The 16,497-nt window shown below is 65.2% G+C and carries 17 protein-coding genes; 7 read left to right on the top strand and 10 right to left on the bottom strand.

Annotated features, from left to right (window positions below; all coding sequences use genetic code 11):
* Window positions 1–39: 39 nt before the first annotated feature.
* The 3 genes from ACOOGG_RS16825 to ACOOGG_RS16815 all read left to right on the top strand — a co-directional run bounded on the left by ACOOGG_RS16825 (window position 40) and on the right by ACOOGG_RS16815 (window position 1,704).
* The gene (locus ACOOGG_RS16825; RefSeq protein WP_420437151.1) at window positions 40–897 is read left to right on the top strand and encodes a hypothetical protein; all 858 of its coding nucleotides are present in this window, start codon (window positions 40–42) and stop codon (window positions 895–897) included.
* Window positions 898–1,001: 104 nt separating this feature from the next.
* Entirely contained in the window at window positions 1,002–1,298 is a 297-nt protein-coding gene (locus ACOOGG_RS16820) for a type II toxin-antitoxin system Phd/YefM family antitoxin (protein ID WP_420437149.1), read from the top strand.
* Entirely contained in the window at window positions 1,285–1,704 is a 420-nt protein-coding gene (locus ACOOGG_RS16815; RefSeq protein ID WP_420437147.1) for a type II toxin-antitoxin system VapC family toxin, read from the top strand. Before ACOOGG_RS16820 ends, ACOOGG_RS16815 begins: the two co-directional genes overlap by 14 nt.
* A gap of 88 nt (window positions 1,705–1,792) precedes the next feature.
* Here ACOOGG_RS16815 and ACOOGG_RS16810 read toward each other — a convergent pair whose 3' ends face one another.
* The 5 genes from ACOOGG_RS16810 to ACOOGG_RS16790 all read right to left on the bottom strand — a co-directional run bounded on the left by ACOOGG_RS16810 (window position 1,793) and on the right by ACOOGG_RS16790 (window position 7,806).
* Window positions 1,793–2,899 carry a M24 family metallopeptidase gene (locus ACOOGG_RS16810; protein WP_420437145.1) on the bottom strand — a complete coding sequence of 369 codons (1,107 nt, stop codon included), beginning with the start codon at window positions 2,897–2,899 and terminating at the stop codon, window positions 1,793–1,795.
* 10 nt (window positions 2,900–2,909) lie between these two features.
* Window positions 2,910–4,583, bottom strand: a complete 1,674-nt coding sequence (gene lipA, locus ACOOGG_RS16805) for a lipoyl synthase (RefSeq protein WP_420437143.1) — start codon at window positions 4,581–4,583, stop codon at window positions 2,910–2,912.
* A gap of 7 nt (window positions 4,584–4,590) precedes the next feature.
* Complete coding sequence (locus ACOOGG_RS16800; protein WP_420437141.1) at window positions 4,591–5,901, bottom strand: dihydrolipoamide acetyltransferase family protein; 1,311 nt, start codon at window positions 5,899–5,901, stop codon at window positions 4,591–4,593.
* Between the two features lie 76 nt (window positions 5,902–5,977).
* On the bottom strand, window positions 5,978–7,375 hold the full coding sequence (gene lpdA / locus ACOOGG_RS16795) for a dihydrolipoyl dehydrogenase (RefSeq protein WP_420437139.1): 1,398 nt from the start codon (window positions 7,373–7,375) through the stop codon (window positions 5,978–5,980).
* A 125-nt stretch (window positions 7,376–7,500) separates the two neighbouring features.
* Entirely contained in the window at window positions 7,501–7,806 is a 306-nt protein-coding gene (locus ACOOGG_RS16790) for a lipopolysaccharide assembly protein LapA domain-containing protein (RefSeq protein WP_420437137.1), read from the bottom strand.
* Window positions 7,807–7,876: 70 nt separating this feature from the next.
* Here ACOOGG_RS16790 and ACOOGG_RS16785 point away from each other — a divergent pair, with 70 nt between their 5' ends.
* Complete coding sequence (locus ACOOGG_RS16785) at window positions 7,877–8,773, top strand: TIGR01777 family oxidoreductase (RefSeq protein WP_420437135.1); 897 nt, start codon at window positions 7,877–7,879, stop codon at window positions 8,771–8,773.
* Window positions 8,770–9,204 carry an SRPBCC family protein gene (locus ACOOGG_RS16780; RefSeq protein WP_420437133.1) on the top strand — a complete coding sequence of 145 codons (435 nt, stop codon included), beginning with the start codon at window positions 8,770–8,772 and terminating at the stop codon, window positions 9,202–9,204. The genes ACOOGG_RS16785 and ACOOGG_RS16780 overlap by 4 nt, the downstream gene beginning before the upstream one ends.
* A 10-nt stretch (window positions 9,205–9,214) precedes the next feature.
* Here the strand turns inward: ACOOGG_RS16780 and ACOOGG_RS16775 are convergent, their stop codons facing one another.
* Window positions 9,215–9,688 (bottom strand): ribonuclease H family protein, encoded by a 474-nt coding sequence (locus tag ACOOGG_RS16775; RefSeq protein WP_420437131.1) that lies wholly within the window; start codon window positions 9,686–9,688, stop codon window positions 9,215–9,217.
* Window positions 9,689–9,733: 45 nt separating this feature from the next.
* Here ACOOGG_RS16775 and aceE point away from each other — a divergent pair, with 45 nt between their 5' ends.
* A complete protein-coding gene (gene aceE, locus ACOOGG_RS16770; protein WP_420437129.1) occupies window positions 9,734–12,430 on the top strand; it encodes a pyruvate dehydrogenase (acetyl-transferring), homodimeric type in 2,697 nt (898 codons plus the stop codon).
* A 13-nt stretch (window positions 12,431–12,443) separates the two neighbouring features.
* Here the strand turns inward: aceE and ACOOGG_RS16765 are convergent, their stop codons facing one another.
* Window positions 12,444–13,643 carry an amidohydrolase family protein gene (locus ACOOGG_RS16765; protein WP_420437127.1) on the bottom strand — a complete coding sequence of 400 codons (1,200 nt, stop codon included), beginning with the start codon at window positions 13,641–13,643 and terminating at the stop codon, window positions 12,444–12,446.
* Between the two features lie 84 nt (window positions 13,644–13,727).
* Here ACOOGG_RS16765 and ACOOGG_RS16760 point away from each other — a divergent pair, with 84 nt between their 5' ends.
* Window positions 13,728–14,549 (top strand): enoyl-CoA hydratase-related protein, encoded by an 822-nt coding sequence (locus ACOOGG_RS16760; RefSeq protein WP_420437125.1) that lies wholly within the window; start codon window positions 13,728–13,730, stop codon window positions 14,547–14,549.
* 160 nt (window positions 14,550–14,709) lie between these two features.
* Here ACOOGG_RS16760 and ACOOGG_RS16755 read toward each other — a convergent pair whose 3' ends face one another.
* The 3 genes from ACOOGG_RS16755 to ACOOGG_RS16745 all read right to left on the bottom strand — a co-directional run bounded on the left by ACOOGG_RS16755 (window position 14,710) and on the right by ACOOGG_RS16745 (window position 16,489).
* Complete coding sequence (locus ACOOGG_RS16755; RefSeq protein ID WP_420437123.1) at window positions 14,710–15,015, bottom strand: type II toxin-antitoxin system PemK/MazF family toxin; 306 nt, start codon at window positions 15,013–15,015, stop codon at window positions 14,710–14,712.
* Window positions 15,002–15,262: an antitoxin gene (locus tag ACOOGG_RS16750; RefSeq protein ID WP_420437121.1), complete on the bottom strand. Its 261-nt coding sequence runs from the start codon at window positions 15,260–15,262 to the stop codon at window positions 15,002–15,004. Before ACOOGG_RS16750 ends, ACOOGG_RS16755 begins: the two co-directional genes overlap by 14 nt.
* Before the next feature lie 81 nt (window positions 15,263–15,343).
* On the bottom strand, window positions 15,344–16,489 hold the full coding sequence (locus ACOOGG_RS16745; protein WP_420437119.1) for an aromatic ring-hydroxylating oxygenase subunit alpha: 1,146 nt from the start codon (window positions 16,487–16,489) through the stop codon (window positions 15,344–15,346).
* Between the last annotated feature and the right edge of the window lie 8 nt (window positions 16,490–16,497).

Genomic DNA, 16,497 nt, shown 5'->3' with positions numbered 1-16,497 from the left:
GATGCGGGTTCAGCGGCGCGGCGGGAGGGGAACTTTCGGATGATCGAGCTTCAGCCCGCCACCCTTCTATTGCAGTTGGCTGTCGGAGGGCTGGCGTTCACCTGGCTCACCACCCGGCGCCGGGAGGTTGGGCTGGGATACGGCTGGCTCATGCGCAGTACCTTTGGGCTGCTGGCCGCCGGTGGCGCCTGGCTGGGCTTTGCCACCGAACCGCTGGCCGTGCGGGACTGGACAGCCGCGGCAACCGCCGCAGCGGCCGCCGCCGCTTTGGCGGTATCGGTTGCGCGGCGGCGAGCCGGGGTGAGTGGCCAGCGGGAGCGAGTGGAGCGGCGCAGCGCCGAGATCGCCCAGATGACAGGCATCGACCGCTCCGAGCAGCGCTTCGACCGCACCGGGCCCGAATTCCCCCCGGCACTTGATCTGATTGCCCCTGTGGTCGGGCTTATCGGTGTGGTGGCCGGCGGACTCGACGCTGGCGACCCAGCCGCGTTGGCCGTGGCCCGCACCGTGATCGGGGCTTTTTTCTTGGGAGCGGTCACTGATGCCATGCTGTTGGGGCACTGGTATCTAGTGCAGCCCGGCTTGGCCCGGGGGGCGCTGTTGGAGCTGGTGCAATGGACCGGCCTGCTGTGGCTGCCGGAGCTGGTGGTGATGCTGTGGCCCACCGGCATGGGGTCGGTGCTCACAGGCACCATCGACGACGGCTACAACGGGCTGCTGGGATGGTTCTGGGTTGCCTGCGTGGTGACGACAGCGGTCCTGGTGGTACTGGCCCGGGCTGCGCTACGGGAACGCTTCTACTCCGCGGTAATGGCCGCGACGGGACTCCTTTACTTGGGCATCCTGACCGGCTTCGGCATGGATCTGGTCGCCCGAGTGCTGCTTGACACTACTTGATATTTGCTTGCAATCAGTGGAAATTGTTGTTAATACGTTCTCCGTGAGTACCCTTTATCGATAAGTGGCTGGATTAATTGTACAATCTTTGGGATTCTTGGTCTATGGCCACCGAAGAGCGAACCATTCCCGCCTCCCAATTCAGGGATCAATGCCTGCGGCTTATGGATGAAATCAATGAGACCGGCGACACCTTGATCGTCACCAAGCACGGCCGCCCGGTTGCCATCGTCGGCCCTGCCCGCCGAGACAAGGGCAGTCTTTGGGGGTTCATGAAAGGCACCACCCGAATCCTCGGGGACATCGACGGCCCCGCTGTCCCTCCCGATGACTGGGATATCCTCAGCAACCCCGATCGAGTATTCGATTCCGTTCCCTTCCTTCCACATGATTCTCCTTGACACCAATGTGCTGTTGCGGATGACAGCCGCCGATCCAAAGATCGGTGAGCGCTCTCGGCACCTCATCGACGAGGCCATCCACGCCGACGGTGTTGGAGTTCCCACCATCGTGTTTCTAGAGGCAGCACGTCTCCATTGGGATGAGAGAGTGAATCTTGGAATGCCCCCAGGGGATTGGCGCAAAGCCCACATTCTTCGTGGGGTTCTGGAGATCCCCCTCACGGGGGAGATCGCCATCCAGGCTGCGGACCTCTATGCCCGACAAGGTTTCCACCGGGACCCCGGAGACCAGATAATCGCAGCTACGGCCATTGCCGAAAAATGCACCCTAGCTACCACCGACGAACGCATGCTCGATTGGGCAACCAAGGCCAATGCGGTCGCGGTGATGGACGCCACTGAGTAGTGGCCTGGCCCGGCAGGTGGTGTGCTTTCTGGTCAGTGAACGGCGACCATCACCGAGGGAAACACATGCGTGGCCGGCTGTAACTCGATCACGCGTCGATCACGGCTAGGCGGTGATCGGTGGTGGTGAGGTTGTCGGGGCCGTCGGCAGCAGCCACCACGATGTCTTCCAGGCGCAGTCCCCATCGTCCCGGGAGGTAGATACCCGGCTCGATGGAAAAGGCGTGGCCGGGGCGCAACGCCGAGTCGTTACCCTCCACAATGTACGGATCCTCATGGGCCTCGGTGCCGATTCCGTGGCCGGTGCGGTGGATGAAGTTGTCGCCGAATCCGGCCTCGGCGATGATGGCCCGTCCCACCCGGTCGACCTGTTGGCACTGCTGGCCGACTACCGCGGCGGCCACCTGAGCAGCTTGGGCCTCGAAGAGCACGTCATAGGCCTTGTCCAACTCGGCGGGCGGCTCTCCCAGGTGTACACATCGGGTGATGTCGGAGCAGTAGCCCACCCCGTCGGCATTCATCATCGTCCCCCCGAAGTCGCACAGCACGATCTCGCCCGGCTTGATCACCCGCTCCCCCGGTTCGTGGTGAGGGCTGGCCGCGTTCTCGCCGGCGGCCACGATGGCGAAGTTCACCCGCTGGTGGCCCTCAGCCAACAACCTGCGACCCAACTCGGCCGACACCTCGGCCTCGGTCCTTCCCGCCAACTCGATATCGCCGGAACGAAGGTCGACAGCCACCCGGTCGGCAGCCGCCGCCGCGGCCCGAAGCGACTCCACCTCGGCAGCATCTTTCACCGAGCGCAGCGGGCTGGTCAGTTCCGACGCCCGACGGAAATCGACCGATGGCAGCACCTTGGTAAGGTCGACGAGGAACCCGGCCCAGGTGTGGTCGCCGATGGCCGCGGTCGACGCCCGGCCGATAAGGGAGCAGACCATCTCGATGGGGTCGTCGGTTTCGTCCCAGGGGACCGTCTGGAACACCCCGGGGCGTTCCACCACCCGAGGGGCCTCCAGCCGGGGAACGATCAGGTGGGCATCGCCGTCGCGGGGCACCACCAGCATGGTCAACCGCTCCAGGGCCATGGCCTCATAACCGCAGAAATACGGCAGGTCGGCCCCAACAGACAGCAACAGCACGTCTACCTGCTGCTCAGCCATGAGATGTCTTGCCCGATCGATGCGTTGCTGGAACACCGGTAACAAACTACCCCCCGGCGCTCACTCCTACTCCGACCGAGGACGACATCGCCTGGGCGTGGGCGTGTTGGGCGTGGTGGGAGCTGCGGGTTAGCGGGCTGGCCTCTACGTGGGCGATGCCCAGCGAGCGGCCGAGTTCCCGGTACTGATCGAATTGGTCGGGCGGCACCCACCGGGACACGGGCAGATGGTGGGTGGTGGGCCGCAGGTACTGGCCCACGGTCACGATGTCGGTGCCCATCGCGGCGAGATCGGCCATGGTCTGGGCCACCTCGTCGTCTGTCTCGCCCATGCCGACGATGATCGACGACTTGGTGGTCAGTCCGGCGGCTTTGGCCCGGGCCAGCACGGCCAGGCTGCGGGCATAGCCCGCTGAGGGCCGGACCACCCGCTGGAGTCTGGCCACCGTCTCGATGTTGTGGTTCAACACGTCGGGCTGTGATTCGAAAACATCATGAAGCGCGTCGGGATCGCCCTTGCAGTCGGGGATGAGCACCTCCACACGGACCCCGGGAGTACGGCGGCGGATGGCGGCCACGACCGCCGCGAATCCAGCGGCACCCCCGTCAGCCAGATCATCGCGGGCCACCGCGGTGATCACCGCATAATCCAACTCCATGGCCTCCACCGCGTCGGCCACTCGCTCGGGCTCGGCGGGGTCGGGAGGGTCGGGGCGGCGGGTATCCACTAGGCAGAAGCCGCAAGCCCGGGTGCATCGCTCCCCGTTGATCATGAAGGTGGCAGTGCCCTCGTTCCAGCACTCGTAGATGTTGGGGCAACCGGCCTCCTCGCACACCGTCACCAAATCCCGGGCGTGCAGCACAGACCGCAGCCGCCGGAACTCGGAGCCGGTTCGCAGGGCCACCCGCATCCACTCCGGTTTGCGCTCGGTGATGTCCAGCCCCCCGTTGAGCCCGGCCTCGTCCATCCGGGCTTGCAGGCGGACGGGCCGTCCGGGCACATCGCCTGGCCCCATGCCCCGACTGAACAGACTCAGATCCTCAGGCCGCTGCCGCCAGGCCACGTCGGCTCGGTCCACTCCCCCGGTGCCCCAGCGGTCGGCGGCCCGGGTGGCCACCGCGTCAACCACTTCCCGCATGGTGGTCCGCCGTCCTTCGGCAGCCAGCGAGGTAACCGCCTTGTCAGGGATGCCGCAGGGCACTATGCGACCAAACCAGTCCAAATCGCAGTCCACGTTCAGCGCGAAGCCGTGCATGGTACGGGTGCGGCTGAGGCGCACGCCGATGGCTGCAATCTTGCGGGGGTTGTCGCCGTCTGGATCCACCCACACTCCGGGGTAGTCGGCCAGGCGGCCGCAGCCATGCAACCCCACGTCGTCCAGCGCGTCGATCACCAGCTGTTCCACTGAGCGAACGTAGGCCACTGTGTCGGCCATGCCCCCTCCCCGCTTACCGGGCACAGTCATCACCGGATATCCGACAAGCTGGCCGGGGCCGTGGTAGGTGACGTCGCCGCCCCGGTCGGTATATGCCACCTCCGCCCCCACCTTGGCGGGGTCCACCAGTATGTTGGCCTCGTCGCCCCGCAGCCCCAGAGTGAAAACGTGGGGATGCTCCAGCATCAGCAGGTAGTCGCCGCTTCGCTGGAATATGGCCTGCTGGCAGGCGTGGGCGTCCCGGTACGACACCCGCCCCAGCCATCGAATGCGGAGTGGGCTCATTGAATGCTCATGGCATCTCGACGTGCCAGTCTCGGTTTTCGATGATCGACCGCACCTGGTCCAAGAATGCCGCCACGTAGGCCCCGTCGAACGCACGGTGGTCCCAGGCCAGGGCGAGCACCCCCACCGAGTGGATGGCGATGGCCTCGCTGCCGTCGGCTGCGGTGACCACCACCGGGCGGCGGCGAATCCCGTCGGTGGACAAGATGGCCACCTGGGGTTGGTTGATGATGGGGAACTGCATCATGGTGCCCCACTGGCCGGGGTTGGTGATGGTGAACGTGCCCCCGGAGATCTCATCGGCGTTCAGCTTCTTGGTCCGGGCCCGCCTCGACAGGTCGGCCACCTCTTCGGCGATCGCCGTCAGGCGCTTGCGGTCGGTGTCGACCACCACCGGGGCCAACAGTCCCTGGAAGTCGAGGTCGACGGCGATGGCCAGATTGACGTAGTTGTGCACCACCAGCTCGTCGTCGCCTACTGAGGCGTTGATGTGGGGATACTCGTGGATGGCGTCGCACACCGCCCGGGCGATGAACGGCAGGTAGGTGAGGCTGAAGCCGTGCTCGGCCTTGAACTCCTCCCGGTGGGCTCGGCGTACCTGCTCCACCCCTTCGAAGTCCACCTCCACCGCGGTCAGCACGTGGGGCGACACTGCCTTGGAGCGCACCATGTGCTCACCGGTGATGCGGCGGATGTTGCTGAGCGGAACGATGGTGTCCCGTCCTGAGGCTCGAGACGAGGTAGGCGGCGGCGCGGGCGGCACGGGCCGGGAACCGGCGGCGCGATTCTGGGCGATGTACCCCTCCACGTCGGAGCGGGTGATGCGACCTCCCTTGCCGGTACCGGAAATTTGCGAGGGGTCGATCCCGTTCTCGGCAATGAGCCTCCGCACCACCGGCGACAACACAATGCCGCTGCCAACCGAGGCCGAGGCTTCGTCCGCAGAGGCCGGGGCGTTCACCTGTGATTCGGGCGCGAGGGCAGGCTCAGGTGATGGCGGCGGCACTGGCGTCGGCTCGGGCGCAGGCTGTGGCACTTCTACCGGATCGGGCGCGGGGGCAGGCGCTGACCCTACGCCAGCCTCGTCCTCGCTCAACACGGCGATCACCGCGCCCACCTCCACGATGTCGCCCTCGGCGGCCACGATCTCCACCAGCACCCCCGACATGGGCGACGGCACCTCGGAATCCACCTTGTCGGTGGACACCTCGAAGAGCGGCTCGTCTTCGGCCACCTCTTCGCCCACCTGCTTGAACCATTGGACGATGGTCCCCTCCATCACCGTTTCGCCCAGCTGCGGCATCCTGACCTCAGACATCGAGCCTCCCAAGCTCTCTACGCCCCTCCGCCTCAGACATCAACGCTCCTCATTTGACTCTTTGAATTCTCTCCGCTCAGTGCAGGGCCCGGCCGGTCAGCGACAGCACCGTCTCACCGAACAGCTCGCTCATGGTGGGGTGGGGCTGGATGAACTCGGCCACCTCGGACACCGTGGCTTCCCAATTCACCGCCAGATAGCCCTGCCCAAGCTGCTCGGTCACCCACGGACCCACCATGTGGACCCCGAGGATGCGCCCAGCAGTCCCATCGTCGCAGCGGTCGGCGATTACCTTGACCAGCCCGTCGGTGTCTCCCACGATCATGGCCCGCCCGTTGCCGATGAAACGGTGCATCGAGGCAACCACTTCGAACCCGGCTTCCTTAGCCGACGCCTCGGTGTGGCCCACAAAGGCCACCTCGGGATGGCAGTAGATGGCCCACGGAACATTGGCATAGTCCATTGGCGAGGGCGACTCCCCCAGCAGGTGCTTCACCACCATGATGGCCTCGGCAAAGGCTACATGGGCCAGCTGCGGCGTGTTCACCACGTCGCCCACCGCATACACCCCCGCAGCAGTGGTTTCGCAGAACTCGTCGACTGCCACATAGCCCCCATCGTCCACTATCACCCCGGCCGCATCCAGGCCCAGGCCGTCGGTGAACGGACGGCGGCCCACGCACACCACCACCGCGTCCACGCCCAGGGGGTCGGCGCCTTCGACGGCCAACTCCACACCGTCGCCGTTGTCGCGACAGCCGTTCACCACCACTCCGGTCCGAATCTCGATCTTGCGCTTCTTGAAAGCCCGGGTGAGCATCTTCACCACGTCGTCGTCGGCCCCCAGCAGGATCCGGGGCAGCGCCTCTAACACCGTCACTTCCGTCCCCAGATCGGCCAGCATCGAGGCGAACTCCAATCCGATGGCCCCTCCGCCGATGATCGCCGCCCGCTCTGGCAGGTCGGTGATGGATAGCAGCTCGTCACTGGTCAGCACCCGTTCGCCATCCACTTCGAATCCGGGCAGAGTCCGGGGCACCGACCCGGTGGCCAAGATCACATGGTTGGCGGTCAGCGTCACATCGCCCGACTCCCCACCCGACACCGACACTGCCCGGTCAGGCCCGAGCGAGCCCCACCCCTCCAGCACCGTGACCTTGCGGCCCTCCAGCAGCTTGCCCACGCCTTTGTGTAGTTGATCCACGATCTTCTGCTTGCGGGCTTGGGCCGCCCCCATGTCCACCGTGGGGGATTCCGACATGATGCCGAACTGATCGGCGTGGGCCACCGTCCGGTACACCGACGCCGTCTCCAGCAGCTCTTTGGCCGGGATGCAGCCCACGTGCAGGCAGGTCCCGCCCAGTTTCTGCTTCTCCACCAAAGCAACGTCGAGACCTGCGGCAGCACCGTACAGCGCGGCGGCATAACCGCCGGGGCCACCGCCCACTATCACCACGTCATAGCTGTTGCTCATGGCGTTCAGCCTACCGGTGAGTTGATCAACGGAGGATGAGCACAGCCTGTACGGCGAACGCCACCAAGATGGCCACCCCGCACAGCAAGGACAAGAGAATCAACCGACGCGTGCTCACAATGCCATCAGCGGCTGCGCCGGCGGCTCCGGCGGCCCATGTACCAGCCCACGATCTCGGTGCAGACCACCGACAGAACAATGGTGATGAGCAGTAGCAGGAATAACGGCAGGTCCCAGTCCCACCCCAAGAAGTTGACCCGGGTCTCATCGGTGTTCTGGGCGATGAACACGATCAACACCACCGCGGCCAGCGTACCCAACACCATCCGGGCGTTGATCTGTCGGACCACATCCATGAACGACCGGGATTTTGGTTCTGCCCTCTCGACGCCCTGATGGTCAAAGGGAGGTCTCGCTTCGGGCTCAGACATGGCACAACGCTACTCGCGCCGTAAGGCCTGAGGGAGCGTGACAGAGCCGAACTGACCGTACACTGGCCTCATGAGAGTGGCTGTTGCCGGAGCATCGGGGCTGATCGGGACGGCGCTGGTCGGCCATCTCGAGTCTTGTGGCCATCAGGTGGTCCGAGTGGTACGCGATCGGGCGCTTCGCACCGCCAGCACCCGTTACTGGAACCCGGCCACCGGCGACATCGACGACGATGCCTTTGACGGCATCGACGGGGTAGTGAATCTGGCCGGTGCGGGGATCGGCGACCGCCGCTGGAGCGAGCGCCGCAAACGGGAGCTGCACCTGAGCCGAGTGGACGCCACCGAGCTGTTGGTCGAGGCCATGGGCGCGTCAACAACCCCGCCCTCAGTACTGGTGGCCGGCTCCGCAGTCGGCTTCTACGGCAACCGAGGAGACGATCCGCTAGATGAGCAGTCGGGGCCCGGCACCGGATTCCTGGCCACTCTGACCGCAGACTGGGAGGAGGCCGCCCTAGAGGCCTCTAGCGCCGGCATCCGGGTGGCCCTGGCCCGCACTGGGCTGGTGGTATCCGACAACGCCCCGTTCCTCACCCGAATGCTGCCCCTGTTCAAACTGGGCTTGGGCGGCCCTCTAGGCAATGGCCAGCAGTGGTGGCCGTGGATCGCACTGGAAGACGAGGTGAGGGCCCTGGCCTACCTTCTGGAGGCTGATATCGCGGGCCCTGTAAATCTGTGCGCCCCTAATCCGGTCACCAACCGGGAGTTCACCCGGGCGCTGGCCTCAGTGCTGCGCCGCCCCGCGGTCCTAACCGTCCCTCGCTTCGGCCCCCGATTGCTGTTGGGCAAGGAGTTGGCCGACGAGCTCTTGTTCTCCAGCACCAATGCCCATCCCCTAGCGTTGGCCAATGCGGGCTTCGAGTTTCGCCACCCCAACCTGCAACCTGCCTTAGAGGAGGCCCTGTCATGAGGCCGCGATTGATCAGTGACAGCCGAGTGATTCCTGCTCCTCCCGGGGAGATCTTCGCCCTCTTGGCCGATCCGTCCCGACATCCTGAAATAGACGGCTCGGGAACGGTGCAGCAGCTCCTTTCCGACCCGGGTCCGATGCAACTGGGATCAGAGTTCAGAATGGCTATGAAAATCTTCGGCTGCCCCTACAAGATGACCAACACAGTGGTGGAGTTCGAGGAGAACCGCCTGATTGCCTGGCGCCACTGGGGCCGACACCGCTGGCGCTACGAGCTCGATCCAGCAGATGGCGGCACCCTGGTAACCGAAACTGCGGATTACAGCAGGACCCGCCTGCGCCAACTCATCATGATCGTGCACACCCCCAAACGCCTCCAGGCCAGCATCGCCGCCACTCTCGACAACCTGGTGAAGAGATTCACACCCTGATTCCTCAGCTTCAGAACAGTCGCTGGTCCTCAACCACTTCTTGCCCAAACCCATCTTGACCGTCGGCCGCTTCGGTGGCCAGGCGGTCGGCCTCGTCGTTCCAGGGGTCACCGGCGTGGCCTTTCACCCACATAAAGTCGATCTCACGGGCCAGCACGAGCTCGATCAGCGGCTCCCACAGGTCGCGGTTGGCCACCGGCTTCTTCTGGCTGTTGCGCCATCCCCGGCGGATCCACCCCTCCCACCACCGGTCCCGAAAGCAGTTGACCACATAGGTGGAGTCGCTATACACCTCCAAAGGGCCCTCCAGCGCTCGCACTGCCTCCAATACCGCAGTCAGCTCCATGCGCTGATTGGTGGTTTGCGGGGCCGCGCCCGAATCCCGCTGTCCGCCGGGCACCACCCAACCCCATCCCCCCGGACCAGGGTTCCCTCGGCAAGCGCCGTCGGTGTACACCACGGTGGGCTGTTGGCTGCCTGTCACGGTCTCATGGTGGCACGATCACCCAAGAGTTGAAAGCATGGTGGCGTGGCCGTGAACTTCTCACACCAACTGCCCGACACCGATCCGGACGAGACCAGGGAATGGCTCGACAGCCTCGACGCGGTGGTCAGCGCCTCGGGCGGTCAGCGCAGCCGGTACCTGTTGCGGGCCCTGCTGGACCGGGCCGACGAGTTGGGTTTGGGCCTTTCGGGCACGGTGCAGACGCCGTATGTGAACACCATCCCCACGGCCGACCAGCCGTTCTTCCCCGGAGACGAGAACATCGAGCGCCGAATCCGGGCTTTCATCCGGTGGAACGCCGCCGCGATGGTGGTCAAGGCCAACAAGCGGGCCGACGGCATCGGTGGCCACCTGTCCACCTTCGCCTCGTCGGCCGCCCTCTACGAGGTGGGCTTCAACCACTTCTTCCGGGGCAAAGAAGACGGGCTGCCTGGCGACGCCGTCTACATCCAGGGTCATGCCGCACCGGGCATCTACGCCCGGGCCTATCTCGAGGACCGCCTGACCGAGGAGCAATTGGACAACTTCCGCATGGAGATCGGCGGCAACGGGCTGTCCAGCTACCCCCACCCCCGGCTCATGCCCGACTTCTGGGAATACCCCACGGTGTCGATGGGCCTGGGGGCGATCAACTCCATCTACCATGCCCGCTTCTACCGGTACCTCCACGACCGCCGAATCGAGGACACCAGCGAATCGAAGGTGTGGTGTTTCGTGGGCGACGGCGAGTGCGACGAGCCCGAGACGCTGGGGTCGATCTCGCTGGCCGGCCGAGCCAAGCTGGGCAACCTCATCTGGGTGGTGAACTGCAACCTCCAGCGCCTCGACGGTCCGGTGCGGGGCAACGGCAAGATCATCCAAGAGCTCGAGGGCAACTTCCGGGGCTCGGGCTGGAACGTGATCAAGGTGATCTGGGGTTCGCGCTGGGACGAGCTGCTGGCCGCCGACGTGGACGGGGTGCTGTTGGAGAAGATGATGACCACGGTGGACGGGGAATACCAGCGCTATGCCACCGAGACCGGCGCCTACATCCGGGAGAACTTCTTCGGGCCCGATCCCCTGCTGCGCAAGATGGTGGCCCACCTGAGCGACCGGGAGCTACAGGACCTGCCCCGGGGCGGCCATGACTACCTTAAGCTTTACGCCGCCTACAAGGCCGCGGTGGAGGCCACCGACCGGCCCACCGTTATCTTGGCCAAGACCATCAAGGGCTGGACGCTGGGCGAGGGGCTGGAAGCCCGCAACGCCACCCACCAGATCAAGAAGATGACCACCGCCCAGCTCATGGATCTCCGCTCTCGCCTGCACTTGGAAGAGGAGATTCCCGCCGAGGCCCTCGAGGATGATGCCAATCCGCCGTACTACAAGCCGCCGCCTGACTCCCCCGAGCACCAGTATCTGATGGCCCGCCGCCGCGAGCTCGACGGACCTCTCCCCGTCCGGGTGGTGAACATCCGCCGACCCATGAAGCTGCCCGACGACAAGCTGTTCTCCGACTACGACGAGGGATCCGACGGCCGCCTGGTGTCCACCACCATGGTTTTCACCCAGATGCTGCGCAACATGATGCGAGACGAGGAATTCGGGGCCCGAGTAGTGCCCATTGTCCCCGACGAAGCCCGCACCTTCGGCATGGACTCCCTGTTCCGAGAGTTCAAGATATACGCCTCAGAGGGTCAGCTTTATGAGCCGGTGGACCACGATCTGCTTCTGTCCTATGCCGAGGGCCAAGACGGCCAGCTCTTGGAGGAGGGCATTACCGAGGCCGGGTCATTGGCCTCTTGGACGGCGGCGGCCACCAGCTACGCCACCATGGGGGTGCCCATGGTCCCGTTCTATTCCTTCTATTCCATGTTCGGATTCCAACGGGTGGGCGATCTGATCTGGTCGGCGGCCGACTCCCGGGCCAGGGGGTTCTTGATGGGGGCCACCGCGGGGCGCACCACACTGATGGGCGAGGGGTTGCAGCACCAGGATGGCCACAGCCTCCTGCTGGCCTCCACCGTGCCGGCTTGCTGCGCATATGACCCGGCGTTCGCCTACGAGCTGGGGGCCATAGTGCGCTCAGGGCTGAACCGGATGTACGGCAACGGCGGCGGGGAGGACGTGTTCTATTACATAACCATCTACAACGAGAATTACCGCCAGCCTCGCAGGGCCGACTTCATCAGCGATGAGCACATCTTGTCGGGGCTGTACCAGTGGAACCATCCGTTGGAGGGCACCGAGCAGCAGGCCTCGATCATCTTCTCCGGAACTGCCCACCAGGCTGCCCGCGACGCCCAAGCCGAGTTGGCCGAGCGTTACGGGATCGGGGTGGACCTGCTCAGCGCCACTTCCTTCAAGGCCGCCCGGGAGGAAGCGCTCTCCGTTGAGCGGTGGAACCGCCTGCATCCCGATGAGGCGCCCCAAGTGCCCATGGTCACCCAAAGGCTGAGAGCAGGCCACGGCCCGGTTGTGGCGGTCACCGACTACATGACCATGGTGCCCGACCAAATCGCCCGCTGGGTGCCCCGCCGCTTCATACCGCTGGGCACCGACGGCTTCGGCCGCTCCGACACCCGCGAGTCGCTGCGCCGCTTTTTCGAGACCGACGCCGACAGCGTGACGGCGACCATTTTGAGCGCCTTGACCGCCGAGGGCAGCCTCGCCCCGGCGGTGGCCAAAGACGCCATTTCCCGCTACAACCTCAATCACCCCCACTTCGACCCCACCGGCTAGCGGGGGCGCTGGCTCAGGCGGGTTGGAGCTGGTTCAGCTCGGTGACGTTGTCGAGGAGGATCTTCTTTTTGGTGGCGTCGTCGAAGCCCTTGTCTTTGAGTTCCACCAGATAGTCGAGCGGCTGGGGCATGCCTTCGATGTGGGGCCAGTCGCTGCCGAAGATCACCCGGTCGGCCCCCATGTAGTGGACCACCTCGGCCACGTCGTCCTCCCAGAACGGGTTGATCCACACGTGCTGGCGGAAAAGCTCTGAGGGGTCTTCTTTGAACCAGCCGATGCTCTTGTGTCTGGCCTGGCCCAGCTTGCGGAACATGTCGCCCAAGAACTGCGAGCCGTTCTCCACCGAGGCGATACGCAGGTTGGTGAAACGCTCGAACAGCTTCTCCAGCGCCAGGGTTATCAGGTAGTCGTAGGCGGCCCGCTCGATGTTGTAGGCCTTGATGCTGGGCTTGTACTTGCGCTCCTTGGCCATCCCCGACGAAGCGAACCCGTCCACGTCGTAGCCATGGGTGGTGTAGCCGCTGTCGCCAGCGTGGACCACCGCGCAGACGCCTGACTCATTGACCCGGGCCCAGAACGGGTCGAAGTGCTCGTCGGCCGGCGACATGAATCCCTCTGCGGTCCACACCGCGGCCGGGCGCATTACGATGGTGCGGGCGCCTCTGTCGATGGCCCACTCCAGCTCCTGGCAGGCCCAGTCCACGTCGCCCAAAGCGATATAGGGGGCAGCAAAGATGGCGTCGCGGTAGGAAAAGCCCCACTGCTCGTCGAGCCAGCGGTTGAACCCGCCGAACAGGGCGCACACCGCTTCGATGTCCTCTTTGATGAGCTCCTCGTACAACACGCCCAGGGTGGGGAACAGCCACACCGACTGGAGTCCCTGCTGGTTCACCTTGGCGACCCGGGCGTCGCGGTCGTCCACGTAGTAGCGGGGCAGCTTCTCCCGCTTGCTCAGCATCTCGGCGGGGTTGCGGCCCTCGGGGTTGCCCCGGAAGTAGTCGTGCATGGCGCCGGGCAAAGCGATCGGGTCCCAGGTGGGGTTCACCACCGCATGGCTTATCTTGCCGCCCACCAGGTGGTAGCGGCGGCCGTTCACCTCGGCCCACTGCACGCATCGGGCGTGCATGGCCGGGTCCACATGGCGGGTGAAGGCATCCTCCGCCTCGTAGTAATGGTTGTCGCAGTCGAATGGGATGTAACCGAGATCGTCCACGAAACCAGGGTATCGCTGGGCAATGGGCGGTGCCTGCTTGGACAGCGGTATCAAGCCCTTGTCGGCCGCGCTACCGTCAGCCCCGTGCCAGAAAACCCAGAGACCGAGACCTCCATCCTTGTCGACGACCGGGAGCGGGTGCGCTACATCACCTTGAATCGCCCCGAGCGGCGCAACGCTTTGACCATGGCCCAGCTTGGACTGCTCTTCGACATGCTGGCCGACGCCGATGCCGCTCACCACGTCGGCGCCATCGTGATCCAGGGGGCGGGCGGGGCGTTCTGCTCGGGCATCGACCTCGATCCCGACGAGATCGACTTGGACTACGACTCCCGCTCCTTCGAGCAGGAGTTGGCCCTGGTGGAGCCGTTCCGCCGGTTCGAGGAGGTAGGGCGGCTGCGCACGCCGGTCATCGCCTCTGTCCACGGGTACTGCCTGGCGGTGGGTACCGACATCGCCTTTCACGCCGACATGACCGTATGTGCAGAAGACGCCCAGTTCGGCTACCCCATCGTGCGGTCGATGGCCTCGCCGTCCACCCACATGTGGACCTATCTCGCCGGGCCGCAGTGGGCCAAGCGCCTGCTGCTCACCGGCGACACGATCGACGGTGCCACCGCAGCCCGGGCCGGGTTCGTGCTCGAGGCAGTGCCCGCCGACGAGCTGGCCGAGCACACCCACGACCTAGCCCGCCGGGTGGCCACCGTGCCCAGCGACATCTCCGCGGCCAACAAGGCCATCTGCAACAAGGTCCTCGAGCTGATGGGCTACGCCATGGCCCAAGAGCTGGCCCGCGAGCACAATGTGATCGCCCACCAGTCCCCCGCCGCCCAGGAATTCGGCCGCATAATCCGCACCGAAGGCTTCAAAGCCGCCCTCGCCTGGCAAACCGAGCAGTTCGGCTAGTGGTGTGTCGCAGGAATAGCGCCGTGGATTGCGACGGCAGCGGCGTTCCTCGCAAGGCGCACCGACGCAGCCATACCCGGAGCGTACGGCAAGGAGGGGCAACGCCGCGAGGGGCGTCGATGCCTAGCAGGACACGCGCGAATATTTCTGCGACACACCACTAGCAACCAGTAGCGGCCTCGAGCGCCTGGCAGGCCTCGTTCATGCGGGCGGGGGCGAGCTTGGCGACCCGCCGTCGAAAGGCGCTGCGGGGGAGGGTGTTGATGTTGTCGAAGCTGACCACGCATTCCACGGGCACACCGTCCTCAGCGGTCAAGGGCAGCTCGGATGCGATACCTCGGATTGTTTGAGTTATCTCAGCGGCAACTACACCACCGATGCGGGCGGCAACCGGGTCCCGGGTGAGCACGAGCACAGGGCGGTCGCCGCTCGAGGTTTCGGCGAACCAGATCTCACCCCTTTGCATCGAGCCAGTCAATCCAGTCAGACCAGTCCTCGGCCGGGAGCCAGTATTGGACATCGGTGAAAGCCAAATCCTCTTCAGCAACCGGCGTCTTCTCGTAAATCTCGGCATCGCGCACCGCCAAGATGGCATTGATGTGACGACGCAGCGCCTCGCGGAACAACTCCGAGAGAGCGACATCCATATATTCAGCCGTCTCCCTGGCTCTTTCCGCCTCTTCGGGCGGCACCCGGAAGCTGAGCATTGTCATACAAGATTAGTCTAGCGTATGACGAACCAGCCGTCAACGATATTGTGGCGTTATTCAGGGCTTTTGTCGCATCTTGACTGGTCAGCTCTGGCCGCTTAGCAGCTGATCGAGTGCTCGGTGGAAGTGGATTAGGGCTACTTCGTGGCGGCCGACCAGGGTTTCGCTGATCAGGCCGGACGACAGGGACTGCTGGATCTTGACCGCTTGGGGGAAGTCCTCACCGGCGCCGACCTTTTGATGCAGCTCCAGGGTGCGCTCGTAGTGGGGGCGGGTTTGTTCGGTTACTGGCTCAGGCGTGTACAGGGTCATAGTGACGTCGGTGTGGTCGACGGCGGTGGGCAGGAACTGGTACACCGCGAAGTGGTCCACGCTGTGGCTCAAAATGGTGTTGGGGGCGATCAGATACTCCACTGTGGCCCGGCTGAGCAGGTCCCACTCGTCTTCAGGAGTTTCAGCCAGCTCCAGGATCGACTTCTGGCAAGTCTGGAACCGCAGATTGGGTCCGTACCCCTTGTAGGTCATGGGTTGGGACAGGTAGTAGCGGCCCACCGTGGTGCGGTGCAGCGAGAACACGTGGTACGACTCCAAGAACGTGTCCACCAGCAGCTTCCAGTTGCAGGGCCAGCTCGACTCCCACTGATCGAACGGGACGTAGCCGCCCATGGCGAAGTCGTCGAGGTCTTGGGCAGCGTCGCCCACCAGCTCGGCGGCATCCACCGGATCGTCGCCCTCAGGCCGCACGAAAACCACCCCACATGCCTCCTCCACCGGCACCGGCACCAGGCCGAGCTCCGACTCGTCGGTCCCGCTGAAACCCTCCCCCGCCTGAGGGCGGGCCAGCAGAGACCCGTCCAGCCGGTACGTCCAGGCGTGAAATGGGCACCGCAGCGAGGATGCCCCCGACCCGCAGCCGCTCACCACCGGGGACGCCCGGTGCCGGCACACGTTGCGAAACCCTCGCAGAACGCCGTCGTCGCCCCGTACCACCACCACCGGCACCCCGCCAGCAGTGAACGACACATAGTCGCCCGCCGACACCACCGCCCCCGACAGGCACGCCACCACCGGGCGGCGGCGGAACAGCTCCTCCCGCTCCGCCTGCCAGTGGGACTCGCTGGTGTACACCTCGGCGGGAAGCACCAGCATGTCGTCGGCCAGCTGCGTGGTGCTGGCGGCATGGTGATCCAGAAGCTCCCGGATCAGATCCACCTGGGTCTCGCGGCGCATCCCTGGAG

It is taken from the genome of Candidatus Poriferisocius sp. (genome assembly GCF_965214065.1).
GTDB lineage: Bacteria > Actinomycetota > Acidimicrobiia > Acidimicrobiales > Bin134 > Poriferisocius.
This window is presented reverse-complemented; position numbering and strand designations above follow the sequence as displayed.

Coding starts and splice junctions, on each gene's coding strand:
- lipA (WP_420437143.1), bottom strand. CDS start 4,583: ATGAGCCCACTCCGCATTCGATGGCTGGGGCGGGTGTCGTACCGGGAC.
- ACOOGG_RS16745 (WP_420437119.1), bottom strand. CDS start 16,489: ATGCGCCGCGAGACCCAGGTGGATCTGATCCGGGAGCTTCTGGATCAC.
- ACOOGG_RS16785 (WP_420437135.1), top strand. CDS start 7,877: ATGAGAGTGGCTGTTGCCGGAGCATCGGGGCTGATCGGGACGGCGCTG.
- ACOOGG_RS16815 (WP_420437147.1), top strand. CDS start 1,285: ATGATTCTCCTTGACACCAATGTGCTGTTGCGGATGACAGCCGCCGAT.
- ACOOGG_RS16750 (WP_420437121.1), bottom strand. CDS start 15,262: ATGACAATGCTCAGCTTCCGGGTGCCGCCCGAAGAGGCGGAAAGAGCC.
- ACOOGG_RS16780 (WP_420437133.1), top strand. CDS start 8,770: ATGAGGCCGCGATTGATCAGTGACAGCCGAGTGATTCCTGCTCCTCCC.
- lpdA (WP_420437139.1), bottom strand. CDS start 7,375: ATGAGCAACAGCTATGACGTGGTGATAGTGGGCGGTGGCCCCGGCGGT.
- ACOOGG_RS16800 (WP_420437141.1), bottom strand. CDS start 5,901: ATGTCTGAGGTCAGGATGCCGCAGCTGGGCGAAACGGTGATGGAGGGG.
- ACOOGG_RS16825 (WP_420437151.1), top strand. CDS start 40: ATGATCGAGCTTCAGCCCGCCACCCTTCTATTGCAGTTGGCTGTCGGA.
- ACOOGG_RS16820 (WP_420437149.1), top strand. CDS start 1,002: ATGGCCACCGAAGAGCGAACCATTCCCGCCTCCCAATTCAGGGATCAA.
- ACOOGG_RS16755 (WP_420437123.1), bottom strand. CDS start 15,015: ATGCAAAGGGGTGAGATCTGGTTCGCCGAAACCTCGAGCGGCGACCGC.
- ACOOGG_RS16790 (WP_420437137.1), bottom strand. CDS start 7,806: ATGTCTGAGCCCGAAGCGAGACCTCCCTTTGACCATCAGGGCGTCGAG.